We start from the raw sequence: 24,250 nt of genomic DNA, 5'->3' as shown, positions 1-24,250 counted from the left end.
CCCCCCACCGGTACTCCCTCCGGGAGGCCCGTTTCGCGACCTGCTGCGCCCGTTCCGCAACGAGGAGAAACGCCATGGCAGCACCCGTGCCACAAGCCCCCGCCCCGGCTGAAACCGCCAGACGGCCCTGGTACCGGCAGTTCTACTTCTGGGTCCTGACCGCCATCGTCACCGGCATCCTCACCGGCTGGCTCTGGCCCTCGGTCGGCACCGCGATGGAACCCGTCGGCACCACCTTCATCGCAGCGATCAAGATGCTCATCACTCCGATCGTCTTCCTCACCATTGTGGGAGGCATCGGGAGCGTCGACAGCCTCGGCCGCGTGGGCCGGGTAGGGCTCAAATCCCTGCTCTACTTCCAGGCGGGCACCCTCGCCGCGCTGCTCGTGGGCCTGATTGCCGTCAACGTCTTCCAGCCCGGCGTCGGTGTGCACGCCCACCCCGAGGACCTCCACCTCACGGGAGACGCCGGGCAGTACGTGAAGGAAGGGGAGAACCAGGGCTGGTGGCACTTCCTGACCGACCTCGTGCCTCCCAGCGCCGTCGGCGCCTTCGCCGCAGGCAACATCCTCCAGGTCATCTTTTTCTCCGTGCTGTTCGGCATCGCGCTGAAGGCCGTGGGACCCATCGGCGAGCCGCTCGTCGACGGCGTCCACCGGCTCACCACAGTTGTCTTCAAGATCCTGCACTACGTCATGCTGGCCGCTCCGGTGGGCGCGTTCGGCGCCATGGCCTTCACCATCGGCAAGTACGGCATCTCCACCCTCACCAGCCTCGGCAGACTCATCGCGCTGACCTACGGCACATCCGTGTTCTTCGTCATCGTCGTCCTCGGAGCCGTCACCGCTGCTCTTCAGGTCAACATCTTCCGGCTCCTGCGCTACCTGCGGGAGGAGTTCATCCTCGTCCTGGGCACCTCCTCCTCCGAAAGTGCCCTGCCCCGGCTGATGATGAAGCTCGAAGGACTCGGCATACGCCGCGACATCGTCGGCCTGACCATCCCCACCGGCTACTCATTCAACCTCGACGGCAGCTCCATCTACCTCTCACTGGCCGCCGTCTACATCGCCCAGGCGACCGACACACCCCTGAGCATCGGCCAGCAACTCGGCCTGCTGGCCGTCATGATCCTCACCTCGAAGGGATCCGGCGGCGTCACGGGCGCCGGCTTCATCGCCCTGGCCGCCACACTCTCCACCGTGGGCACCGTCCCAGCCGCCGGCATCATGCTCATCTTCGGCATCGACAAGTTCATGTCCGAGTGCCGCGCCCTGACCAACCTCGCCGGCAACAGCGTCGCCACCCTCGTCGTCGCCCGGTGGGAAAACGCCCTCGACACCGCACACGTCAACGATGTCCTGCACAGCCGCACACCCCCACCGGAGCGGAACCAGGATGCCGGTCTCCCGGTTCAACTGCCCGAGCCCGACCAGCTTCTGTAGCAGCCGGGGCGACCCACCGCGCCAGAACCGGGCAGCCTCGTATGCCGGACGCTGTACTGCGACGCTTCGGCCCCGGAGGGGCCCCGAGTTCACCCAGCAGCGCCCGTGCAGCCGACACCACGGACCTCCCTCGGTCTCCACCGTGAAGCGGCGAGCGCGGTGGCGACCGACGTGCCGACCGGCGGCAGATGCCGGTAGGCACAGCAACTGGTCGGAACGTCGAACATCAAGTCACGTGCGACAAACTCACATGTTGCTTGGTGCGGCCGATCTGGCGGCCTGCTCAATCTTCGCGCAGTAGGCTGCACGGGCTTGCTCGTCGATCTGCGTCTCGTGTTCGGCTCGCAATCCGGTCCGGCCGTCGAGGCCCTCGCGCAGGATGTCGGCGTGCCCGGCATGCCGGATGGACTCGCCCAGGACGTGGACCATGATGGCGAACAGGTTTGTGCTGGAGTATGGCTCCGGCCACCACGGCACGTGGCCAGGGGCGTCAAGGGGAAGCTCGTTGATCGTCGAGTCCGAGTGCTCCCACGTGCGGCGGTAGAACCCGACGACTTCATCGCGAGTCTCGTCCTCGGCCGCCCAGAGGTCGCTGCCGTCGTGGTCCTGCCATCGGGGCAACGGTTCCGGGGAAGGGCGATCAAAGACCTCACCGAAGTACCTCGCTTCGATGCTGGCGACGTGTTTCACCAGGCCCAGCAGGTTGGTCCCGCTCGCCGTCAACGGTCGCCGGGCGTCGTATTCGGACAGGCCATCGAGCTTCCACAGCAGCGCCTCGCGGTCCCGCCGCAGTCTCCCGTGCAGGGTGTCCTTCGCAAATTCATCGATCACGCGGCTTGAGCCTGCCAGGGGCTGTTCGCGGTCTCAAGTTCCCGCACATGTACGCCCCGACTGGCAGAGCCGAGACCGGGCCATGGCCGCGCCGCCGGGCTGATCGGTTGAGACAAGCTCACAAGACGTGCCGTGTAGACCACCTCCAAACCCAAGTTCGCGATAGCGGGGGCCGCAGGGCAGTGCTGTCGGCTCCCGACTCCGGGTCGAGAGATCCGTCGGCCATTCACGGGGCGCCCCCGGCCTTGGAATGCTTCTGCCCCCAATGGCGATACAGGCGTGCAGGCTCCTGTCCCCACGTCCCTTCAGGCTGTGGATTCCCGAAGGTCCGGGGCCACCGCTTGCCTCCCTGTGAGGCACTCAGCGCATCACGCACCGGAGGGTTCGCTCGGCATACCCGTCAAGGCCTGCGCTGGGAGGACCGACCGGCACAGAACACTGCCCCACAGCTACGCGGCGCGCACGGAGGACGCCCCGGCAGAATGGCCTCGTTGACAGTGCCGAGCCCCCAGGCTCGGCCATGTTGGCCGCCAGGAGTTGGGTGGAGCAGGGTGGAGAAATATCTCCACCCTGAACTACTCCCGACGTCTCAGGACACGCGGCCGGGGCCGCCCTAACGTCTTCCCCAGATGGTCCTGAACGTCAACTTCCTCCCGTCCCTTCGCAACTGGGGGTCCCCATGTCTTCCCACCCGTCAAGCCCCGCCGACCGCGGCGATAGCAGCAGCCGAGCCTCGCGGTCCCGTGCTGTGAAGCGTGCGATGGTCGCCACGCTCTTCTACGACATCGGCCTCTCGGTCATGGCGTACTTCGCCGCCGAGTTGCTCGGCGCGACCACCTATGTCGCCTTACTGGCCGGCACTCTCGTCGCCGGCGCACGCATGCTCTGGGTGGCGGTCCGTCAGCGCCGGGTCGACCCGTTCGCGCTGTTCCTGCTCTTCCTGTTCGGCGCGAGTCTGGCACTGAGCTTCACCAACGGTGGAGCCAGGTTCATCCTTGCCAAGGACTCTGCGCAGTCCGCCGTAGCCGGTCTGTTGCTCGTCGGCAGTTGCGCCGTCCGGCGTCCCCTCGCCTACTATGCCGCGCTGCGATTCGCCCGCCAGGCCGGGACGCGGCAGGCGGCAGAGTTCCATGCCATGGCGGACACGGCCGCCATGCGGGCCCGCTGGCGCCGCGTCACCCTGGTCTGGGGTACCACGCTCCTCATCGACGCTTCGCTGCGCATCGCTGCCGTCTACCTGCTCCCGATCAAGGTCGCCTCCAACGTGTCGCAACTGCTCATGTTCACTTTCGTGGGCGGACTGGTCCTGTGGACCGTCCGCTCGATGAAGAAGGAGCACACCGAACCCCAGGGCGCCACGCCGAAACATGCGGCAGCCTGACCCTGGTGTGGGCCCCTCGGGGTCCACACCAGGCCCATGTGGTGGGGCCAGACCCGGCGGAGTCTTCGATTCATGGCCGGGTCTGCGGTGGTGGGTGTCGGCCGCCTTGCCCAACTACCGGCCATGGGAACGGCATTGAGGGAATCGGCGCCGCCGAGATTGCGGGGGCGTGCACGCGGACGGCTTGCGCACCGGACAGGTTCTGGGGACGGCGACACATATGGCGCCGTCCCCACTGTCCCAGAGGTGTGCTGTGTCGGTCTCGACGTGGGCCAGGCGGTGGCACGCAACATCAGGGCTGCCGAAGGCTACGCTCCCTCTTCCCGCCGCCCGGGCGAGCCGCGGATGCGAACCCTCATCGAGTACGCGTACGAGGGAGAGGAATGCGTGGTGGACCAGTACCTCTTGGCGTTGCTGCCGCCCATGAACTGCCGCAGATCTCGCGGCGTTTGGTGAGGAGGTGGTTACCGTCGCCGCATAGCGCTGCGCCGGCGGCCCGCTCGACGAGGACCGGGAGCGGTTCGTCCATGTCCAGACGTTGGGCGAGAACCTGCTCCAAGGCAAACAGGGAGTGCGTGACGGCGTTGGTGGCGAACTGGTACTGGTAGTAGGAGTGTCGGATGAGTTCGCGTGAGGTTTCCATCGCACTCATGGCGCTCATCGATGTGTGGCCGGGCACAACCAGTTCGGTAACCAGGCCATGCATGTCTGCGTAGTCGAGATCGAAATCGCTGACGTGTGGGTCCCGCAGCGGCATGAAGCGCGGATCGGGCCGCGGTGACAGGGCATGCACCAGTGCAGTCTTGTCGCCGGAAGGGTATCGGCGCCATCGGATGGGGTCCGGAGGGCTGGTGGCGTGCTGCCGTACGTCGTCGGTGGCCCGGACCTTGGACACGCTGAGCTTGACGCTGCAGCTTGCGGGGTGTGAAGAGGCTGAATGACGGTGTCCGGGCATCTTCACTGACATCAATGGGCACCGCGTTCGCGCACGCGAAGAGCCGCCTGCGGCCCACCGGTCAGGCTGGGATCATGCTTGACAGAAGCATAGGCAGGGTTATCTCAAGGAGTTCATCGTGGCGTTGGCGAAGAAGGGCACGAGGTGCCTCACGGTCGACGGTTGCCGCTACCGGTGGGTGGTGGCGCCGGACGACGAACCCGGCCTTGCGATCGTGGTGGAGGAGGCCGACGCCGGAGGACAGCGCTTGGTGACCTGGGTGGAGCATGGCACTGTGATCACCCCCGCGCTGGTAGTGCGCACGATTCGCCAGGCGCAGGAATCGGGCTGGGTGCCCGGGCGACGAGGCTCGCAGCTCAACCGTCGTTACGCCCCCGATGACGGGTTCGATACGCCTACGCGCGGATCAGGTGCTCGTTTCCTCGACGCGCCGGAGGGGCCATGACCGTTCGCCTGAGACCGCCGACGTCAAGCCTGGTGCAGCACCTGATAACACTCGCCTCACTCACTTGGGATCGTCCATGCGCGGGTGCCTTCCTGGAGGCAGGGCAGGTGGAGGATGTCACCGTGGCAGGAAACTGATACGGACTGCGGGCATCAGCTCTTGGCGGGCGCCCCGGACTGGGAATGCGTCCGCCAGTCACGTTTCTTCCTTCCCTTTTGCCTGACCGACACCAGCGGCTCGGGGCAGGACGGCCGGCTGGGCGATGAGTTCGAGCGGAAGGCCGGCAGTTCGGCGAGAGCGATCATGTGCAGTGGGTGCTCGCTGCATGGAGGATCGGTTCCGTGGCCCTTGCCATCGCCCAGAGCGAGGAGTTCACCTTCTACGGCGAACTCGACATGGCAGCAGTGAGGGTTGTGGCACAGCCGACCGACCGCGACTGGCCGACTCTGCCCGACCTCTACCACTGGCTGCTGGGTGAGAGCTGCACCGCGGCTACCTAAGGGGATCTGATGTCGCAGATGGCGGTGCGGAAGTTGGCGCTGCCGTAGGAGATTTCGGGGTATGTCGGTGTCTGTCCGGGCGAGGCCAGTCGGTCGTACCTGGTCTGTTGGCGTTAAGGCGAAGGGTGCCGCATCGGTGCCGGGGCCATGGGTGAAGACTTGGCAAGCTCGGCATCCGGCGCGCCGAGTGCCGCTCGGCCGCGCTGTCCCAGCCCGCGACCGCACGAGCCCGGGACAGCGCAGCAGGTCGAACTCGTCCCCCCGGTGCACCGAGGACGACCTTCGGCAGGCTGAACCATGACTATTGACGCCTATTGTGCCGTTCGTTCCGGTGCACGGCGGCCTTGTCCAACGGAATCTTCTGCTGTCTCGTTCGATCTGGACCGTCCGCTGTTTCAAGAACCCGGCGGCGCCTCGTCGGCTCGGGCCAGTTCGAGATCACCAGGGGACGATGCCGTCATCCTCGAAGAACGCACCGCTCGGGCCGTCGTCGGGCAGCGTGGCGAGCCGGATGGCTGTTGCCGCGCCCTGTGCAGGAGTGCGGGGGCCGTGGAAGCCGGTGAAGTCGGTCGCGACCAGGCCCGGACAGGCCGCGTTGATCAGGATGTTCGTGCCCGTGAACTGCCGGGCGTACTGCACGGTGAGGGCGTTGAGGAACGACTTCGACGGGGCATAGGCCGCCATGATCGGGCCGATCTCGGTGTCCGGGTCCGCCTGACGGGTAAGGGAGCCCACGCTGCTGGACATGTTGACGACGCGGGGCGAGGCCGAGCGCCGCAGCAGCGGCAGCATCGCGTTGGTCACCCGGACGACACCGAGGACGTTGGTATCCACGACCGTACGGAGCACCTCCAGGTCGAGCGCGGTCGGGTCCTGCTCCCATCCCGGGCCCGTGTCGCCGGAGATGCCGGCGTTATTGACCAGGACGTCCAGGCGCCCGGCCAACCGTTCGACCAGCTCCGCGGCATCAGTGACGCTTTGGTCGTCGGTCACGTCCAGCGGCACCCCGAACGCGTCCACGCCGAGGGCGCGCAGCTTGGTGACGGCGGCTTCGCGTCGGGCCTCGTCACGAGCTCCCACGCCCACGCGGTATCCGAGGTCGCCCAGTCCGGCCGCGATCTCGTACCCAATGCCCTTGTTCGCGCCGGTCACCAGCGCGGTCTTTGTTTCGCTCATGTGGATGATGGTGGCTTTGGGACGAACAGCGCGGCCAACACCGATGCGGTGCTCTGTCATACCTGCCAGGTATCACCACGTAAGCTGCGGCCGTGGACACCCTGGAAACCCGCGAGTTGAGGTACTTCGTGGCCGTCGCCGAGGAACTGCACTTCGGGCGTGCCGCCGAGCGCCTCGGCATGGCTCAGCCGCCGCTGTCACGGGCGATCCAGCAGCTCGAGCGACGCCTCGGGGTCTGTCTGCTGCAGCGCAACCGACGCGGCGTGAGCCTGACCGGTGCCGGAGAGGTGCTGCTGCACGAGGGCCGGGCGGCACTCGACGCGACCACCGCCGCCGCTCGCCGCACCCGGCGCGCCGGCGGCGCCGACAGCCCCCGTAACCGGCTGGTCCTCGCGGTGAAGGCCGCCGCGTCCCATGAACTGCTGCAAAAGCTTCTCGACGCCTACGCGGCCGAGCCCGACAGTGCCGAGATCGAAGTACTGCCGTGCGGCCTGTGCGAGCAGGAAGAACTGCTGCGCGACGGACGCGCCGATGCCGCGCTCATGCACACACCGTGGAACTCCCTCGCCGGGTTCGACAGCGAGGCACTGGTGACGGAGGGGCAGGTCGCCGTGCTGCCTGCCGGACACCCTCTCGCCGCCCACGAGACCTTGTCCCTGGCCGATGTGAGCGACGTCCCCGGTCTGCCGCTCGCCCGCTGGCCCACCCGGGGCACCTACGCCCCCGGCCCCGGCCCCGAGATCCACAACCAGACACAACTGGCCCAGCTGATCGCGCTCGGGCGCACCGTAGCGGTCGTGCCCGACTCCGCCCGCTCCTGGCTGTGGGCCCAGCACGCGGCTGTTCCCCTGGCTGACGCACCTCCCGTCGTGACCCACATCGTGTGGCCTGCGCACAGCCGCTCCCTCACCCTGGCCGGCCTGGTCCGTACGGCTGTACGGCTATGAACAGGTGCTGCCGCCACCAGTCAGCATCACGGTTGGGTAAGTGCTGTCCGATGGGCATCATCGCCACGTCCTCGCCCCCGACTGCGTGGTGGCGCGGGGTGAGGTGTCAGGTGGCTCGGTGGCAGGCCCGGAGCGCGGCGAGCGTGGTCTCCCCAGGATTCCTCGCCGGGCTCCCAGACCATCCCGGCCTCCGGCAAATGGAGGGGCTGCCGGAGCAGGGACGGGGAAGTCTTCATGGCTCGATGCCGGCAGACCAGGCGAGGGCCGCGGCGAGTTCGCCCGGCCGGGCTGCGAACGGGCTGTGGCTGCCGGGGAGGGTCTGCACGGTGAACGGCCTGTCGGGGAAGGCCCGGTCGGCTTCGGCGATCATCAGCTCCTGCGCGGCCGGTGCCAGCGCCCGGTCCTCGGCGCAGCGCAGGAAAGTTCGTGGAATTCGTCCCCACCGTGCTGCGGTCAGGGTGACTGGTGTCGTCGGGATCGCGAGGGGCAGGTCAGGGCTCAGCGCGGACCGCCACCGGTCAAAGCGGTCCAAGGGGGTGTCGTGGTAGTGAGTTTCCCGCAGTTCGTCGAGGTAGGCGGGATCTGATGAGAGCGGATTGATCCGTACGGCGCCCAGGGCCTCGGGGTCGCCGAGGGTCAGGTTCTGGCCCAGTGCGGTGGCGTTTTCGGGCGATCCCAGATAGTCGAAGAACCGCGGCCGCCCGCCCGGTACGAAAGCGGACAGGTAGACGATCCGGTCCACCAACTCCGGGGCCCGCTCCGCGGCCAGGGACGCGGGACCGCCGCCCGCGCTGTGCGCGACGAGCACGACAGTGCGATGGTGACGCAGCTGGTGCAGGACGCTCAGTACTGCCTCGGCGCAGTCGTCCATTGTCAGGGTGGCGAGCTGTGACTTCTCGATCAGCAGGCCCGGTTGGCCGGGCAGCAGGTATCCGCTGGGCAGGGGTGCGTCGAAGCCGTGCCCGGGCATGTCGACGGCGACGCTTGCGGCGCCCAGTCCGGCCAGTGCGCGCTGCGTTGCTGCCCACTGTCCGGAGCTGTGCCAGGCCCCGTGGACGAAGACGAAGATGGTGTCGCTCAAAGATGCGTACTTCATGCCCCCATTCCAGACAGGAACCTCAGCGCCATCCCTTCATAGATCTCGTAAGTGGCATGGCGATATCTTTGAGGTATTGCCAGCGGCGATCGGGCCGATGAGACCGATGGAACGGAGCGCGGACCGTGGAAGCGCGACACCTGCGGTACGCGGTTGCTCTCGCCGAGCACGAACACTTCGGCCGGGCGGCCGGCGCGCTGGGCATTGCGCAACCGCCGCTGTCCAAGCAGATCGGCGACCTTGAGCGCGAGGTCGGGACCCGACTGTTCGACCGCACACGTCAGGGGGTGTTTCCCACCGCTGCCGGCCAGGCGTTCCTCGCGCGGGCGCGCCGGGCGCTCGACGAGATTGCAGCGGCAGCGGTCGACGCGGGCCGGGCTGCGCGCGGCGAGACGGGACGGCTGCGCCTGGGTTTCATCGCCTCCGCACTGCTCGACCCGCTGCCCGGCGTCCTGAGCCGGTTCCGCGGTGAACGGCCCGACGTGAGACTGGAACTGCACGAGATGGCCACCAGCCGCAGCGGCCCTGCTCTCGTCGCCGGGGAGCTCGACGCGGCCATCACCCTCGGCCCACCACGGGGTGCCGGAGCCGAGCATCTCGTGTCCGTCCCGATCGGACACGACCACGTGATCGCCGTGGTGAGTACGGCGCACCCGTACGCGGGGCAACTCTCGGTAAGTGCCGATCAGTTGCGGCGTCAGTCGCTGATCGTGTCGGCGGGGGAGGACGAGCCCGCTGTAGTCGCCGGACTGCGCACCCTGCTGGGCAGCGACTCATCGGCTCTCGGCGACGCGACCGTCGCGAGGGACGTGCACACGATCATCGGCCTCGCTGCCTCAGGCGTGGGCGTCGGCCTGGGGCCATCCCGCATGAGAACGGTCCCGCGTCCGGGAGTGCGGTTCTGTGAGGTGACGCCGCGCACGCCCCTGCCCGACCTGGTTCTGTCCTTCGCGGCCCGCGACCATTCCCCGGTGCTGCGTGCCTTCCTCGACACCATCCGGAAGAACTGCCCCGACGTGGGTGCCGCGCTCAACGACCGTCTCCGACCCCGTACTTGACTCGGGGCGGTCATCGCTTCGCATGCACATGTCCGGCCTTCCGGTGCGGGAGGGCCTCGGCGTGAGGCGCACGGCCTGCGCGAGCGAGTCCCAGAACCTTGTCGGTGGCCCACCGAGCGGTCAAGCAGTGCGAGCCCAGGGGATTGGTTGGTGCTCAGTGCCGGGACGGCGTGCCCGGTCATCCATGCCAGGGGCAGCCACGCGCGGCGACGGACCCGCGCTGTTCTGCCCAGAACAGTGCGGTGCATGAACATCATCGGGCGGGGTAGTCGGTGCCTGCTGGGTGAGGGGAGGGCCAGGATGCCTGGGGAGGTCGAGAGGCCCTCCCTTGCCCGCAACGCGATCGCCCCCGACGTAGAGAGCGCCGTCGGGCGCGCCGTTCCCAGTTTTCGGGGGACTTCCCCTTGGCCCTGTGCCCCCCGAGGCTCGGGTGTCGGTTCGTTGCGCCAGCGCTCCGGTTGCAGCCGGAGCGCCTGTCCGTCGGTCGGTACGGGTTTCTGAAGGGGGCGGCGTCGTGTGCTGGCGCGTGCGGGTGAAGCAGGCGCAGGCCCGGGGGCGGCTGAAGATTCTGTCGATCACCAGTCGTACTTGAACGCGTTCAGAAAATCTGGGAGGCTGGGCTGCGATCGGGGCGGGAAGGGGCGTCATGGTGAGCAGGCTGCTGATGCCGGGTGGGCGTTCTCGACAGGTGGTGGTCGATGGCCGTGGTGCGTGCGGGGGAACGGCGCCGACGCGGATTCTCGATTGGGGACACTCACGAGTCCGGTCCGCCGTGGGGAGTATCGGCACGGCTCCGGACCAAGGGGAGGGGCCCGCGGTGGAAGCGGCGGCTCTCCGTCACGCACATCAATGGATCTCCGCAGAGGTTCGCCCCGTGTATTCCGTACAGGAGGCCCGGCCGGTGTCCCAGGTGCTGCGGCTCGGCCGCGGCTCGTGCAGCCAGCGGATGGCCGTACTGGAAGCGGTTGCGCGGGCGTGGGGGATTCCCTCACGGGTGCGTGGCCTGGTCGTGGACGGCACCTTCTGGTACCCGCGCTTCCCCCGGCTCCGTCGCCTTGTTCCCAGCCAAGTGGTGCTGGCCTGGCCGGAGTTCCGCATCGGCGGGCTGGTGGGGGCCGATCAGGCCGCCGCCTGGTTGTCGGTGTCCGAACTCTTCGACGGTGCCGGCGTTGGACGGACCAGCGGCGGCGGTTTCACGAACGCGGGTGCGGAGACGCTCTTCGAGGCGCTGGCCAGGACGAGCATCGACTGGGACGGGGCTACGGCCTGCCCTGCATCTGACGGTTCCTGCGATCTGTCGGCGTACTTGCTCACGGATCTCGGGAGCTTCGACTCCCGGGACGAGCTCTTCGCACGATATGGCCAGACATTGTGTGGCCCGGCCAGACTCCTGGCCGAGCCCGTCCTGGGTCGACGAGCCGCCGGGTTCTAGCGTCGAGGCTCGTCGTTCAACCCGATGGGCGGGGGTGACATCACCCGCAGGTCACCGACGAGTGACGGTGACCGAGCCCGGCGAGTGTCGAGGGCGTCTCGTGTGACGTGCAAGGGCTGCTCGGTGGGCCAAGGTGTGTCCTCGGCGCGCGGGCCGCCCCGGTCTCGATCCTGCGGTACGTGAAGTGAACGAGCCGCACAGGGAGTTCGCGTCGCTGCTGTGTCAGCTGGCGCGTGCGGAGGTCAGGTCCGCTTGTGATCCTCCTCGACCGGTCAGGCCGTGCGGGGTCGGCCGCCGTGGCGTGTGCTGACGGTGAAGCGTAGGCATCTGCCCCACGGGCAGCGGGAGGGTACCGAGTTGTGAGCCCGGCCGCGAGGACGCGGAGAAGGCGGGCTGTGCGCGGGGTGTGCGGAAGCCTGCTGTCTGTCGCCCGGCGTCTGCGCACGGAGTGCAACGGCACTGGTCCGGCGCGGCCGGTCCGGAGTCAGAAGCCCCAGCACGCTCGACCGCGCCGGGCTTCGTGTTGCGCGAGCCCTGCGTCGCACAGCCCTGTCGTCCTCCTGGGTCGGGAGTCAGCCGCGTTGCCAGAGCGCCGGAACGTTCGGCGGCTCCCACCCGACGATGGCCGTATGGGACTGGAGGCAGCGGTACGAGGCCCCGCCGTAGGTGACGATGTCGCCGGCGGCATAGGCCCGACCTGCGGTCCACGTGCCTGATGGGGGTGGGGTGGGCGGTGTGGTGGGATCTTGGGGAGCGTCCACCACGAAGTCGAAGGTGCCCTCGCGCGCCGGGCCTACCTGGCGGATGTTCATGAGCAGGCGCGCGTCGAATATCGTGTCGGTGCTGTTGCGCGGTTCTCCAGGGAAGTACAGCTGGGTGGTGATGATCGGCTGTCCGGGAGACTGCACCTTCACATGGATGTGCCGCGTCCGGCCCGGGTACAGGCCGGGCACGATGGTGGTCAGGCTGAAGGCCCCCTGGTCCGTGCTGAATTGGTGGCCGCGGAACGCGTAGCCGACGTTGTCGTAGTCGCCGTTGTCGTCGGCTTGCCAGAGGTCGAGGAGTGCCCCGGCGATCGGGCGGCAGGTTCGGCTGAAGACGTATCCGGTGACCGTCAGAGGCGTGCCCGGGGTGGTGGCGGTCACCAGGGAGGTACGCAAGGGGGAGTTGGGCTTGAAGTAGGGGCCCTCGATCTGCTCGACGGTCGGCTCGTCCCCGTCGTGGCATTGGGGAGTGGTCTCCAGCGGCTTGGCCGCGGTCTTTCGGTCGCGGGCCAGCGCAACACCGCCGCGGGCGAGCAGGGGGACCGCGCCGAGCGCGGCAGCGGCGCGCAGGACCGCCTTTCGGCTGACCCCGGGGGGCCCGGCGCTTTCGGCAGGCGTTTGTCTCGGCTCTTCGGGAGCGGGCATCGCAGACCTCCTGTGGGTGGGGGCGCGGGTCGGGGGAAGTGGGGTGCGTGTCGGCCGGGGCTCGTTACGGGGAGCGGCGATACGTGGCTGGAACGGCCGACCGGGGTGTTGTGGGGTTGCTGACCGCGCCCTGTTGGCTGCAGTCAAGCTATGCGCTGTCCGGGCAGGCGGCGATGGACTCGATCCGGGGATCATGGTGATTTCCTCCGGCGCCGGCCCGGAACTCGCCAGGCGACATGCCGGTTTCCCGCCGGAAGAAGCGGCAGAAGTACGCGGGGTCCCCCATGCTGACCGCCGCCGCGACCTGACGTATCGTCAGCTCTGTTCCGATCAGGAGGCGTTTGGCCTCCAGCAGGCGTTGCAGCCGAATCAACCCGCCTGGTGTCAGTCCGGTGGCCTGACGCACCAGGGTCTGAAGGTGGCCCGGGGAGAGGCCGAGATCCTGCGCGTACGACTCGACCGAGCGCAGGGTGGCACCGGGCAGGCTGATGAGCCGGGTGAAGTCCGCCGCAACCTCCGCGGCCCTGTTGCGGGTCGCGGATTCCGTGGCGGGTGGACAGGTCCGCAGCGCTCTGACGATGAGGATCTGCAGGCTGGCGCGGAGCAGCTTGTGATAGCCGGGCCGCAGCGCCCGGTATTCGGCCTCCATGTCGGCCAAGAGTGCCTCGATGGGACCGGACTGGTTTCCGGAAGCGTGACCGGGTCCGGCGGACAGCGTGTGCAGCGCGGTCACATCGTGCGACCGCGAGAGCAGGAAGTCCTCGTTGAACAGGACCACGTGCCCGGTGAGGTCTTCCGCGTCCACCCAGTGATGAACCTGACCGGGGGTGATGACGCACACCTGCGGCGGGCTCAGTGGTTGGTGGGCCGAGTCCAGCACGTGGGCACCATGGCCACCGGTGACATAGACGATCTCGTAGAAGGTGTGGCGGTGCGGAAAGTTCGCCCGCGAAAGGGCCCCGATGGTGTCAAAGGTGCCGATGGCGAAGGGCAGTAGATGTGGCAGAGGGACGTCCAGACGATGCAGCGGGATGTCGAAGCGCCGGGTGTTCCGTGGCTCGTCCATCACCGCAGTTTGAGACAGCGCTCGGTCGCAGGTCCAGGCCAATCGATGCAATCGGGCCATGCCGGTGACCACGCACGGGCGTCGGTGACCACGCCCTCGGGGCGGCCGGTGTCGGGGCTCCGCGCATCGGCGGCAATGCGTGCAGCCAGTTGACGAGGCCCTTCGGCGTTCAGAGGTGTCCCGGTGGCGCGTCGATGAGGGGCGCCGGCGGCGGGCTCAGAACGACCGGGGGAGTGGTCGCTGACGCCCTCCCGGGCGCGCGCGTCCCGATCGGGGACAAGTCCCCAAGGACATGGGGCCGTTGACCGGTGGGGCGGCACCCGCGCGGGCTCGGGCCCGGCCGCTTTGCGCCGCTCCCTCGACTTGGCCCGCCCCGTGCACCAGTTGATCGGTCGGGGCCCGATCCGAAACCGTCACCTGGCGGCAGGGCGCAACCCTCGACCACAGGAACATCTCGCTCCGCGTGTATCAAACGCGTCTGTATTCACACGCGGCCGCTGCCGGGCGGAGAGACCGGTGCGAGCTATGAAGGCGGCCAGATGGTCGACCGCACACTCGACGTACCGATCCGCACGGGGGCCCCTCGCGCCCCGGTTGGCTCTGCCTAGACGCCGACCCGCTCGTGGGCCGGTGCCCGGCGCGCGCGGTGGCGGCCCGCCGCGTGCCGGTGGGCCTGGGCCTCGGGGCGGCCGGAGGGCCAGGCGGCGACCGGGTTGCCCAACCAGTGCGTGCCGCCCGGGAGTTCTTCGCCGCGCATCACCAGGGAGTGGGCGCCGACCGCGGCGGCTGGACCGAGCAGGGAGCCGGGCAGCGCGATCGAGTGCGGTCCGAGGGTGGCGCCTTCCTGCAAATGGACGGTGTCCAGCCGCATCACGCGGTCGTGGAAGAGATGGGTCTGCAGCACCGTGCCCCGGTTCACGCTCACGCCGTCCTCCAGCGTGATCAGGTCGGTCTCCGGCAGCCAGTGCGTTTCGCACCACACACCTCGGCCGATCTTCGCGCCCAGGCTGCGCAGCCAGATGTTCAGGAACGGAGTGCCGATCAGTGTGCTGCCGAGCCAGGGCATGGCGACTTCCTCGACGAAGACGTCGTACAGCTCGTTGCGCCACACGAAGCTGGACCACAGCGGGTGCTCGGCCGCCTTGAAGCGGCCGACCAGCAGCCACTTGGCCAGCGTCGTCATCGCACAGGCGACCACGCCGAGGCCGAGCAGGATCAGCCCGCCGCCGGCCACCCCGGCCGCCAGCCCGAAACGGTCCACCAGGTCCTGCAGCGCACCGAAGGCGATGTCGCCGAGCAGCGCGGTGCAGACGATCGGCAGGAAGCGGCACAGCTCGACCACCGCGCGGGCCAGCATCAGCCGGCGCAGCGGGTCGTAGGTGCGGCTCGGGTCGCCGCCCTCGGCGGTGCGCGGGAGCGCGATGGCGGGGCGGCCGAGCCAGGACGAGCCGGGCTCGGACCGTTCGGGGGCGTCCGCGAGCACACCGACCAGGGCGTTGTCGGGCAGTTTCCGGCCCGGGCCGACGATGCCGGAGTTACCGACGAAGGACCGGCGACCGACTCGTGAGGCGCCGATCCGCAGCCAGCCGCCCCGCACCTCGTACGGTGCGATCAGGGTGTCGTCGGCGAGGAAGGCACCGTCGTCCACCCGCATCAGCTTGGGGATGGTCAGCACGGTGGACGCTTCCACCCTGCGGCCGACCTTCGCGCCCAGCAGGCGCAGCCAGACCGGGGTGAACAGGCTGGCGTAGTACGGGAAGAGGGCGCCGCGTGCGCTGTTCATCAGGCTGGAGACGATCCAGGTGCACCAGGCGACCCTGCCGTGCGCCGGGTGGTAGCCGGGCCTGATGGGAATGCTGAACAGCCGGATGATCAGGATCAGCAGGAGGGAGTAGGTGGCCAGCGAGACCAGTACCAGCAGCGGCGTGACCACGATCATCTGGAGGACCGCCGGGACAAGCGTCCTGTCGGTGTCGATCAGCGGGTAGAGCAGCAGGAGCGATGGCGCGGCGGCGATCAGCGGCAGCAGGCCGAAGCCGAGCAGCGCGAGGCCGTACATGACGTCCCAGCGGCGGGAGCGTCGGTGATCCGGCGCGGGCCAGCCGTTCGCGAGGCGGCCCGACGGGCGGGCGGGGGAGCCGTGCCAGTACTCGCCGTCGGCGACCGGGCCGAGCACCGCACTGCCCGGGGCGACCTCGGCCCGGGCGCCCACCGTGGCGCCCGGCAGGAGCGTGGAGCGGGTGCCGACCCGGGAGTCCGGGCCGACCTCCAGCGTGCCGAGGTGGAGGATGTCGCCGTCCAGCCAGTAGCCGGTGATGTCGACCTCCGGCTCGATCGAGCAGCCTTCGCCGAGCTTGACCAGGCCGGTCACCGAGGGCATGGAATGCAGGTTGACGTTCTTGCCGACCCGGCAGCCGAGCAGTCGGGCGTAGCGTCCGGCCCAGGGAGTTCCCATCAGGGAGGCGACGTTGAACATCGTGACCACCCGCTCGGCGGTCCAGATCCGCAGGTGGACCGAGCCGCCACGCGGGTGGCTGCCCGCCTTGATGCCTGCGGTCAGCATCCGGGCCGCGCCGGCGCCGATCACCAGGCGGGCGGGCGCGCTGGACATGAGGAACCAGCCGGCCAGGATCACCCACCAGGAGGTGTGCGGCGCCCATTTCAGGGTGCCGAAGGTCAGGTTGTCCAGGGCTGCCAGGCCGATCACCCAGCGCAGGCTGCTGATCGTGTAGAGGACGGCGAGGACCAGGAACTGGATCACGCCCACCCGGCGGGGGGTCGGGCGCACCTTCCTGGCCTGGCGGGCCGGGCCGCTGAGCTCGTCCAGCTTGGCGGCGAGGCCAAGCAGCCCGGGATGGGCGTAGACGTCGGCGACGGAGATGCCGGGGCAGCGGGTGCGCAGCACCGAGACCAGCTTCGCGGCGGCCAGGCTGGTGCCGCCGAGCGCGAAGAAGTCACCGTCGGCGCCGACCGGCATGCCGAGCAGGGCCTCCCACTGCTCGGCCAGCCAGCGGGCCGTGCCCGTCGGGAAGGAGGCCGCGGCGGAGAGGCCGGGGCCGGAGGTGGCCAGCGGCCAGGGCAGCGCGTTGCGGTCGACCTTGCCGGAGGTCTTGGTCGGCAGTCCGTCCACGGTGGCCAGCACCGGGACCAAGGCCTGCGGCAGCCGCTCCAGCAGCAGGGCGCGGGCGGCGGCGGGGTCGTACGGCGCGCCCGGGTGCAGCACCAAATAGCCGACCAGGAGTTCGCCGCCGGCCGGGGTCTTGCGCACGGCCGCTGCGGCGGCGCGCACGCCCGGCAGGGCCTGGAGCGCCGCGTCCACCTCGCCGAGTTCGATCCGGCGGCCGGACAGCTTGACCTGCTCGTCGGCGCGGCCGACGAAGATCAGTCCGTCGGGCTCGGCGCGGACCAGGTCGCCGCTGCGATAGACACGCGGGCTGTACAGGTAGGGGCTGCTGCCGTATTTTTCGGCGTCCTTGGCCGGGTCGAGGTAGCGGGCGGTGCCGACGCCGCCGATCACCAGCTCGCCGGTGCCTCCCCAGGGCACGGGGTGTCCCTGCTCGTCCAGAACGGCGATCTCCCAGCCGTCCAGCGGAGCACCGATCCGGACCGGCTGGCCCGGGAACATCTGGGCGGCGGTGGCGACGACGGTGGTCTCGGTCGGGCCGTAGGTGTTCCAGAACTCGCGGTGCGGCGAGGCGACGCGTTCCACCAGTTCGGGCGGGCAGGCCTCGCCGCCGACGATGACCAGGCGGACCCGCTCCAGACACTCCACCGGCCACAGCGCGAGCAGCGTGGGCACGGTGGAGATCACGGTGATCCCGCGTTCGACCAGCCAGGGGCCGAGGTCGGTGCCGGTCTTGACCAGCGCGCGGGGCGCGGGCACCAGGCAGGCGGCGTGCCGCCAGGCCAGCCACATCTCCTCGCAGGAGGCGTCGAAGGCGACGGACAGGCCGGCCAGCACCCGGTCGCCCGGGCCGAGCGGGGCGCCCCGCAGGAAGATCCGGGCCTCGGCGTCCGCGAAGGCCGCGGCGCTGCGGTGGCTGACCGCCACGCCCTTGGGCCGCCCGGTGGTTCCGGAGGTGAAGATGATCCAGCAGTCGTCGGCCGGGGTCGGCCAGGAAGGCCGTCCGCCGGGGCGCACGGTCGGGCTGGGCGTGATGCTCCGGCCGGCGCCGAGCACCACGCAGACCTGGGCGTCCTCCCAGATCATCGCGGCCCGCTCGTCGGGATCGTCGGCGTCCACCGGCACGTAGGCGGCACCGACCCGCAGCACGGCCAGGATGGCGACGTACAGGTCCGAGGTGCCCGAGGGCACCCGGACTCCGACCCGGTCGCCGTTGCCGACCCCGTACGCCGCGAGCTGTCCGGCGAACTCGTCCACCTCGTGCATCAGCGTCCGGTAGTCGAGCACGGTGCCGCCCGCGTCCAGGGCGGGGGCGTGCGGGTACGCCTCGGCGGAGGCCACCAGGATGTCGAGCAGGGTCCGGGCGGGAGCGGCGGGAGCGGCGGGCCAGATCGCGGCAGAGGTGCCACGGTTCTCGATGACGTCCATCAACCTTTTCTTGCTGGTCTGCGGAGGCGGCCTGGCACGCGTGGTGCCACGGCTGGGAAGGGAGGACGCGCATCGAAGGGTTGACCGCTTCAGCGTCGATCCCTGGGCGAGGCTAACGGACTCCCGTAGCGGGATTACGCCGAGTAAGGGCTCTTCATGGAACTTTCATATGAAGGTTTTCTGTGTGTTGGGCGTTGGTTTAGTGGGCTCCGTGGAGAAAGGGACCACTGCTCCTACGGTCAGAAGCCCGAGAGTCGCTGTGTCGGGCCCGGCGATCCGCCGGGCCCGACCGGCCGCGCTGGCCCCCGCCTGTCGGCCCGGCGAGGCGGCGAGGGCTCTCGGCACGGTGCGCCCCGCCGGGTCCGTCGACGATGGTGCAGCGGGGTGGTCCTCAGCCCAAGTCCGCCAGGAGGGTGCTCAGTTCGCTCTCCTGCTGCGCCGGGGGCATCGGCGGGTTCGCGTGGTCGATGCCGAAGGTCTTGAGCACTTTGTCCATCTGGGCGTCCAGGGAGGTCCAGCCGGTGTCGTCCAGCGGCTGGAGCGAGTCCTGGTCGGCGTCCCACAGGTCACGCAGCGACTGGGCGGCCGCGTGGGCCCCGGCCGCGTTCCCCGAGCGTGCGTCCGTGAGGGAGGTGGATGCGAGGGCTCGCAGAGCGCCGACCTTCGCGGGCGGGAAGTTCTTCACCGCCTGGCCGGGCGCCAGCTGGACGGCGGAGGTGGTGTCGGTCTCCGGCGCGGGGCCGACGTGCGGCTGACTGTGGGCCCAGCTCAGCAGGGCCGCGGTGGCGACGGCCAGTACTCCGAAGCCGGCCAGCGCGATGTGCTCCCTGCGCGGGTTGCCAGTGGCGTGTGCGGCGTGGGTCGCCTCGCGGGTCTCGGTGACGTCTGTGCGGGTCACCGTGAGGTAGACCACTGTCGCCAGGATCAGCCCGAGGAAGATCAGGCTGGTGGTGAACGTGCCCAGCGCGAGCCCGGTGGGATCGCCCGGGTTCTGGGCGACCTTGGGGGAGGCGAGCCAGTCGCCGATGTTGGCGCCCAGAGGGCGGGTCAGGACGTACGCGAGCCAGAAGGAGAGCACCGGGTTCGCGCCGTACCTCCGCAGCAGCGCGATCGCCGCGATGAGGCCGAGCGGCAGGAGCACCGAGACGCCCGGGCTCCATCCGGTCAGCTCCAGAGTCCAGTCGCCGGTCGCGGTGCCGAGCGCGAAGGTGACCAGGACGGTCAGCCAGTAGAACGACTCCCGAGGGAGCGTGGTGACCGCGTGGATGGACAGGGTGCGTTCCCGCAGCCACCACACGCCGAAGACCACCGCGAGCAGCACCGAGAAGACGGTGGAGCTGATCCACAGCGGCACGTTCAGCTGGTCGGTCAGGATGTCGGTGTACAGGGTGCCCGTAACGCTGACAACGACCACGGTCAGCCAGTAGGGGAAGGGGACGTACCGCTTCAGCCGCAGTTGGACGGCCAGAACCACCACGAAAACCGCGGTGAAGATCCAGGCCGTGTTCACCAGGCCGACGCCCAGCTGGGTGTTGATCCAATCGGCGAAGCTCTCGCCGACGGTCGTGCAGAGGACCTTGATCACCCAGAACCAGAGGGTGACCTCCGGAACCTTGTTGAGCATGAGCCGTCCGCTGTGCGTGCGTGCTTCGGTTGTCGTCGTCATGCGGGGAGGTTGACGCGGGGAACCTGCACGCAACCTGACTACGTGGCCGTCTGCGCGACGGGGAGTGTCATCTCGATGTGGCCGCGGCCGTCCGCGATCGCGCGGACCCCGACCCCGGCGGAGACCGCGAGGCGCCGGACCACCGACAGCCCCAGGCCGCACCCGTCGCCGCCGGTCACGCCCGCCTCGAAGACCCGGTCGATCTCGGAGGGATCGAAACCGGGACCGTCGTCCAAGACATCGACCACCATGGCCGCGCCCTGCGGCCGCGCGGTGATCCACACCCGCGACCGCGCATGGCGCAGGCCGTTCTCCAGCAGGGGCGCCAGCAGTGACACGGCGACCTCGGCCGCCACGGCGACTTCCGCCTCCGCGGGAAGGGCGACCTCGACCGCGCGGCCGGCGATCGCCTTCCGCACGGCGGACCGCAGGTCGCAGCGCGTGCCGGAATCGGTGCGTGCGCGCGCGGCGCGCAGCAGCGTCGTGATCGCCGCATTGAGGCGGTCGACCTCGGTCAGTACCGCCTTCGGCGCCACCGGCTCGCCGGACAGCTGCGCCAGCTGTGCCTCGCCCCGCAGAACCGTGAGCGGTGTCCGCAGCTCGTGGGCGATCTCGTCGGTGAGCCGGCGCTCGTCCGCCAGCGCGTGGTCGACGCGCTCCAGGAGGCTGTCCAGGGTCTGCCCCAGTTCCCCGAACTCGTCGCGTGGGACGCCGAGGTCGAAGCGGCGCCCGGGTTCGTGATGGCTCCAGTCGTCGGCCAGGGAGGCCATCTCGTGCACCACCCGCAGCGCGCGGCGCACCACGAGGTGCGCGACACCGCCGGCGAGGAGGATGGCGAGGCCGCCCAGGATCAGCGACAAGGTCAGGCTGCGCTGCTCGGACGTCTCGTACGGCGTGAGGTCCACCCGGACGATCACCATGACGTGGTGGCCGTCGACAGGAATCTCCTGCGCGTACAGGAGATAGTGCGCGACGGTTGAGGTCTGCGAGCGCCCGGAGCCCGCCAGCGCCTCGACGCGCTCCACCATGCTGCCCGGTACGTTCCCGTCGATCAGGCGACCGTCGGCGTAGACCCAGGCGACCTCGTCCAGGGCCTCGCTGCTGTTCTCCGTCAGCACGACCCGCCCGTCCACCTCGCTGACGTTCGCCGCGACCGCCTCGGCGCGGGTACGCGCCAGATCGTGCGCATCGGCGTCCGTCACCCGGCTCAACAACACGTGGGAGACCACGACCAGGATCGCGACCACGGCGGTGGCGATGAGCACAGTGAGCGCGACGACCCTCCTGCGGAAGCGGGTCACTGCCATCGATAGCCCACGCCACGGACGGTCGCCAGGCGCTCGGCCACCCCCAGCGGACCGAGCTTGGTCCGCAGCCGGCGCACGAAGGAGTCCAGGGTGTTGTCGCTCACCTGGGCTCCATGAGGCCACCCGGCCGCGAGCAGCGCGTGACGGCGCACCACCTCGCCCTGGGAGGCGATCAGGCGGCCCAGCAGCCGGAACTCCGTCGGGGTCAGGTCCTCGCTCACCGAGCCGTGGGTCACCATGTGTTTGGCCGGGTCGAGGACGACCTCGCGTGGTGCGGGTGCCGCGGTGGCCCGGCGCAGCAGCGCACGGACACGGACCAGCAGTTCCGGGATGTCGAAGGGTTTGGTCATGTAGTCGTCGGCGCCGGCCTCGAACCCGCCCACCTTGTGATGCAGGCCGTCCAGGGCGGTCAGTATCAGCACCGGCACGTCGACGCCGCGCGCCCGCAGGGCCAGGCACACATCGCGTCCGTCGGCGTCCGGCAGCCCCAGATCCAGCACCACCAGCTGAGGTGCTGGTGCGAGCTGCCGCAGCAGACTCTCCGCCGTGGCGGCGACGCGGACACGGTGGCCGTCGTGCTCCAGGGCGCGCTTGAGAAGACCACGGACCGCCGCGTCGTCTTCGCACACCAGGATGCAGGCCACGCGCCGACCCTAATACGTCCAGTTCTCTCTTCGGCCAGCCCACCTCGACCACCGGCTTGTCCGGGGGAACCCCCAGCAGGCGAAGGGCGCCGAGGATGTCGACGGCGCAGCCGGACCCCCATGGGCCGCCGGTCCCCGTCAAGAGTTCGCCAAGTAGTTGCGTGATCGCGCAAGGAGGGGGCTATGCTTCTGGAGGTTTGAAGAAGGCACCTCGTTCGGTGAGGCGTCTGGACGGACACAGGCCACTGACCCGACGACGTCGAGAGACGCCCAGGTTCAGGACAGGTCTCCCCGGCTCAAGGGGTGACCCCAAGTGGCTTCCCCAACCGGGGGATCACGCCGTTCAGTGCCAAAGCTCTGACGAGTTGGGGTGAACCGGGATGGGCCCGGTCCGCTCCTTGCCGTGTCGTCCAGCGCCCGCGGGCGCTCCGGCCGGAGGGAGGCGAGGAAACATGAACTGTAGTTGCAGTAGTCCGGGCCACAGTCGGCCCCGCATCCGATCGACCTCGCCCGTCCTCGGCACGCGATAACGACACGCTTGCGCACACTCCTTCCCCTCCCACCCGAACGGTCATCGGCCGTTCCGGGCGGCCGGGCTGCCCGGGTGTGCCGCAGGGGAGTGCCGCGTGCCCCCATCTCCGCCCCTTGCCGGGGGAATTGGGAGGCTCATCATGACCACCGCACCCGCCAGGCCCATCATCCCCGCCCCCCGCACCGCTGTGCTGGACGACGCCCACGTCGGCGACATCCGTGGTGCGCTCGGCACCATCCGACAGGACGACCACGGCGAGCGCCGGGGCCTGTCCGCGAAGCTCAAGACGCTGCTGGCGATAGTCGGGCCGGGCCTGATCGTGATGGTCGGCGACAACGACGCGGGCGCGTTCGCCACGTACGGCCAGGCCGGACAGAACTACGGCACCAGCCTGCTGTGGACCCTGCTCCTGCTGATCCCCGTGCTCTATGTGAACCAGGAGATGGTGCTGCGCCTGGGCGCGGTCACCGGCGTCGGGCACGCCCGCCTGATCCTGGAGCGGTTCGGCAAGTTCTGGGGCGCGTTCAGCGTCATCGACCTGTTCCTGCTCAACGCGCTGACCCTGGTCACCGAGTTCATCGGGATCACGCTGGCCGCCGGGTATCTGGGGCTGCCCAAGGTGGCGTCGGTGGTGCTGGCCGCGGGGGTCATCATCGCCTCCGCGTTCACCGGATCCTTCCGGCGTTTCGAGCGCATCGCCATCTTCCTGTGCGCGGGTTCCCTGCTGCTGGTTCCGCTGTACTTCATGATTCACCCGGCCTCCTCGCAGATGGCGCACGACTTCGTGGTGCCCACGATGCCGGGCGGCTCGGGCGAGCTGGCGACGGTGATGCTGCTGATCATCGGAATCGTCGGTACCACGGTCGCGCCCTGGCAGCTGTTCTTCCAGCAGTCGTACGTCATCGACAAGCGGATCACGCCGCGCTTCATGAAGTACGAGAAGGCCGACCTGTGGATCGGCATCGCCATCGTCGTCATAGGTGCCGCCGCGATCATGGGCATGGCCGCCGCAGCGTTCGCCGGGACGCACGGCTTCGGCAACTTCGACGACACCGCCGGTGTGGCGGCCGGCATCAAGGCCCACGCGGGCAGGGTCGCCGGGGTGCTGTTCGCCGTGGCCCTGCTGGACGCCTCGATCATCGGCGCCTTCGCGGTCTCCCTCTCCACCGCCTACGCGATCGGCGACGTGTTCGGCATGAACCACTCGCTGCACCGCGGGCTCAAGGGCGCCAAGGGCTTCTACGCCGTCTACGCCGCTCTGGTGGCCGTGGCCGCCACCATCGTGCTGATCCCCGGCTCGCCGCTCGGTCTGCTCACCCAGGGCGTGCAGACCCTCGCCGGGGTCCTGCTGCCTTCCGCGTCCGTCTTCCTGCTGCTGCTCTGCAACGACAAGGCCGTTCTGGGGCCCTGGGTCAACGGTCCCAAGACCAATGCCTTCACCGCCGTGGTCGTCGGCGTCCTGGTCATGCTTTCCGTCATCCTGACCGCCTCCGTCCTGTTTCCCGACATCACCGCCGTAGCGATCCTCGACATCATGGCCGCCTGCGGTGTCGCCGGAGTCCTGGCGGCCGGGTACGCCTTCACCCGTCGCCAAGTGGGGACCAAGGAAGACCCCATCGACCGCACCGGCCGCCAGGCCTGGCGGATGCCGCCGCTGGACACCCTTACCAAGCCGGTCATGTCCACCACCCGCAAGATCGGCATGGGAGCCCTGCGCACCTACCTCCTGATCGCGATGATCCTCGTCGTCATCAAGATCGTCCAGGTCGCCCTCGGCCAGTGAGCCCCGCGGGCAGTAGTGGCCCGCCCGT

The 24,250-nt window shown here is 69.4% G+C and carries 18 protein-coding genes and 1 riboswitch; of the genes, 8 read left to right on the top strand and 10 right to left on the bottom strand.

Annotated features, from left to right (window positions below; translation table 11 throughout):
• Nucleotides 1-74 precede the first annotated feature (74 nt).
• Complete coding sequence (gene dctA / locus DT019_RS15225) at nt 75-1,442, top strand: C4-dicarboxylate transporter DctA (RefSeq protein WP_114037333.1); 1,368 nt, start codon at nt 75-77, stop codon at nt 1,440-1,442.
• Nucleotides 1,443-1,688: 246 nt separating this feature from the next.
• Here the strand turns inward: dctA and DT019_RS15220 are convergent, their stop codons facing one another.
• Complete coding sequence (locus tag DT019_RS15220; RefSeq protein ID WP_114037332.1) at nt 1,689-2,273, bottom strand: DinB family protein; 585 nt, start codon at nt 2,271-2,273, stop codon at nt 1,689-1,691.
• Nucleotides 2,274-3,033: 760 nt separating this feature from the next.
• On the opposite strand from DT019_RS15220, the gene DT019_RS15215 reads away from it, so the two are divergent.
• A complete protein-coding gene (locus DT019_RS15215; protein ID WP_114037331.1) occupies nt 3,034-3,654 on the top strand; it encodes a VC0807 family protein in 621 nt (206 codons plus the stop codon).
• Nucleotides 3,655-4,009: 355 nt separating this feature from the next.
• Here DT019_RS15215 and DT019_RS39145 read toward each other — a convergent pair whose 3' ends face one another.
• Nucleotides 4,010-4,549 carry a hypothetical protein gene (locus DT019_RS39145; RefSeq protein WP_189389576.1) on the bottom strand — a complete coding sequence of 180 codons (540 nt, stop codon included), beginning with the start codon at nt 4,547-4,549 and terminating at the stop codon, nt 4,010-4,012.
• Between the two features lie 178 nt (nt 4,550-4,727).
• Here DT019_RS39145 and DT019_RS15210 point away from each other — a divergent pair, with 178 nt between their 5' ends.
• Both DT019_RS15210 and DT019_RS39560 read left to right on the top strand, forming a co-directional pair.
• A complete protein-coding gene (locus DT019_RS15210; RefSeq protein WP_189389574.1) occupies nt 4,728-5,054 on the top strand; it encodes a hypothetical protein in 327 nt (108 codons plus the stop codon).
• A gap of 341 nt (nt 5,055-5,395) precedes the next feature.
• Nucleotides 5,396-5,554 (top strand): hypothetical protein, encoded by a 159-nt coding sequence (locus tag DT019_RS39560; protein WP_189389572.1) that lies wholly within the window; start codon nt 5,396-5,398, stop codon nt 5,552-5,554.
• Nucleotides 5,555-5,992: 438 nt separating this feature from the next.
• Here the strand turns inward: DT019_RS39560 and DT019_RS15205 are convergent, their stop codons facing one another.
• The gene (locus tag DT019_RS15205; RefSeq protein ID WP_114037330.1) at nt 5,993-6,730 is read right to left on the bottom strand and encodes an SDR family oxidoreductase; all 738 of its coding nucleotides are present in this window, start codon (nt 6,728-6,730) and stop codon (nt 5,993-5,995) included.
• A gap of 92 nt (nt 6,731-6,822) precedes the next feature.
• Between DT019_RS15205 and DT019_RS15200 the strand changes: the two genes are divergently transcribed.
• Nucleotides 6,823-7,677, top strand: a complete 855-nt coding sequence (locus DT019_RS15200) for a LysR family transcriptional regulator (protein WP_114037329.1) — start codon at nt 6,823-6,825, stop codon at nt 7,675-7,677.
• 232 nt (nt 7,678-7,909) lie between these two features.
• Here DT019_RS15200 and DT019_RS15195 read toward each other — a convergent pair whose 3' ends face one another.
• Nucleotides 7,910-8,773 carry an alpha/beta fold hydrolase gene (locus DT019_RS15195; protein ID WP_114037328.1) on the bottom strand — a complete coding sequence of 288 codons (864 nt, stop codon included), beginning with the start codon at nt 8,771-8,773 and terminating at the stop codon, nt 7,910-7,912.
• A 125-nt stretch (nt 8,774-8,898) separates the two neighbouring features.
• On the opposite strand from DT019_RS15195, the gene DT019_RS15190 reads away from it, so the two are divergent.
• Together DT019_RS15190 and DT019_RS15185 are read left to right on the top strand one after the other, a co-directional pair.
• Nucleotides 8,899-9,831, top strand: coding sequence for a LysR family transcriptional regulator (locus tag DT019_RS15190; protein WP_114037327.1), 933 nt, complete (start codon nt 8,899-8,901; stop codon nt 9,829-9,831).
• Nucleotides 9,832-10,477: 646 nt separating this feature from the next.
• Nucleotides 10,478-11,263: a transglutaminase domain-containing protein gene (locus DT019_RS15185; protein ID WP_114037326.1), complete on the top strand. Its 786-nt coding sequence runs from the start codon at nt 10,478-10,480 to the stop codon at nt 11,261-11,263.
• A 572-nt stretch (nt 11,264-11,835) separates the two neighbouring features.
• On the opposite strand, the gene DT019_RS15180 is transcribed toward DT019_RS15185, so the two are convergent.
• The 6 genes from DT019_RS15180 to DT019_RS15155 form a co-directional block, all read right to left on the bottom strand.
• Nucleotides 11,836-12,672: a carbohydrate-binding protein gene (locus DT019_RS15180; RefSeq protein WP_114037325.1), complete on the bottom strand. Its 837-nt coding sequence runs from the start codon at nt 12,670-12,672 to the stop codon at nt 11,836-11,838.
• A 148-nt stretch (nt 12,673-12,820) separates the two neighbouring features.
• Complete coding sequence (locus DT019_RS15175) at nt 12,821-13,738, bottom strand: helix-turn-helix domain-containing protein (RefSeq protein ID WP_114037324.1); 918 nt, start codon at nt 13,736-13,738, stop codon at nt 12,821-12,823.
• 604 nt (nt 13,739-14,342) lie between these two features.
• Nucleotides 14,343-18,290, bottom strand: a complete 3,948-nt coding sequence (locus DT019_RS15170) for a Pls/PosA family non-ribosomal peptide synthetase (protein ID WP_114037323.1) — start codon at nt 18,288-18,290, stop codon at nt 14,343-14,345.
• 391 nt (nt 18,291-18,681) lie between these two features.
• The gene (locus DT019_RS15165) at nt 18,682-19,956 is read right to left on the bottom strand and encodes a hypothetical protein (protein WP_114037322.1); all 1,275 of its coding nucleotides are present in this window, start codon (nt 19,954-19,956) and stop codon (nt 18,682-18,684) included.
• Between the two features lie 38 nt (nt 19,957-19,994).
• Nucleotides 19,995-21,263 carry a sensor histidine kinase gene (locus DT019_RS15160; RefSeq protein ID WP_114037321.1) on the bottom strand — a complete coding sequence of 423 codons (1,269 nt, stop codon included), beginning with the start codon at nt 21,261-21,263 and terminating at the stop codon, nt 19,995-19,997.
• Nucleotides 21,254-21,907: a response regulator transcription factor gene (locus DT019_RS15155; protein ID WP_114037320.1), complete on the bottom strand. Its 654-nt coding sequence runs from the start codon at nt 21,905-21,907 to the stop codon at nt 21,254-21,256. The genes DT019_RS15160 and DT019_RS15155 overlap by 10 nt, the downstream gene beginning before the upstream one ends.
• A 203-nt stretch (nt 21,908-22,110) precedes the next feature.
• Nucleotides 22,111-22,284: riboswitch (M-box (ykoK) riboswitch) on the top strand.
• A gap of 294 nt (nt 22,285-22,578) precedes the next feature.
• On the opposite strand from DT019_RS15155, the gene DT019_RS15150 reads away from it, so the two are divergent.
• Nucleotides 22,579-24,222 (top strand): NRAMP family divalent metal transporter, encoded by a 1,644-nt coding sequence (locus tag DT019_RS15150; protein WP_114037319.1) that lies wholly within the window; start codon nt 22,579-22,581, stop codon nt 24,220-24,222.
• Nucleotides 24,223-24,250: the final 28 nt, after the last annotated feature.

The sequence above is a fragment of the Streptomyces sp. SDr-06 genome (genome assembly GCF_003324565.1).
In the GTDB taxonomy this organism is placed as follows: Bacteria; Actinomycetota; Actinomycetes; order Streptomycetales; family Streptomycetaceae; genus Streptomyces.
The sequence above is the reverse complement of the archived record's forward strand: the minus strand, read 5'-3'. Positions and strand labels throughout refer to the sequence as shown.

Bases quoted from the DNA above. Each gene is read 5' to 3' on its own strand.
- DT019_RS15205 (WP_114037330.1), bottom strand. From the start codon at position 6,730: ATGAGCGAAACAAAGACCGCGCTGGTGACCGGCGCGAACAAGGGCATT.
- DT019_RS15180 (WP_114037325.1), bottom strand. From the start codon at position 12,672: ATGCCCGCTCCCGAAGAGCCGAGACAAACGCCTGCCGAAAGCGCCGGG.
- DT019_RS15215 (WP_114037331.1), top strand. From the start codon at position 3,034: ATGGTCGCCACGCTCTTCTACGACATCGGCCTCTCGGTCATGGCGTAC.
- DT019_RS15170 (WP_114037323.1), bottom strand. From the start codon at position 18,290: ATGGACGTCATCGAGAACCGTGGCACCTCTGCCGCGATCTGGCCCGCC.
- DT019_RS15195 (WP_114037328.1), bottom strand. From the start codon at position 8,773: ATGAAGTACGCATCTTTGAGCGACACCATCTTCGTCTTCGTCCACGGG.
- DT019_RS15185 (WP_114037326.1), top strand. From the start codon at position 10,478: ATGGTGAGCAGGCTGCTGATGCCGGGTGGGCGTTCTCGACAGGTGGTG.
- dctA (WP_114037333.1), top strand. From the start codon at position 75: ATGGCAGCACCCGTGCCACAAGCCCCCGCCCCGGCTGAAACCGCCAGA.
- DT019_RS15165 (WP_114037322.1), bottom strand. From the start codon at position 19,956: ATGACGACGACAACCGAAGCACGCACGCACAGCGGACGGCTCATGCTC.
- DT019_RS15160 (WP_114037321.1), bottom strand. From the start codon at position 21,263: ATGGCAGTGACCCGCTTCCGCAGGAGGGTCGTCGCGCTCACTGTGCTC.
- DT019_RS15175 (WP_114037324.1), bottom strand. From the start codon at position 13,738: ATGGACGAGCCACGGAACACCCGGCGCTTCGACATCCCGCTGCATCGT.
- DT019_RS15150 (WP_114037319.1), top strand. From the start codon at position 22,579: ATGACCACCGCACCCGCCAGGCCCATCATCCCCGCCCCCCGCACCGCT.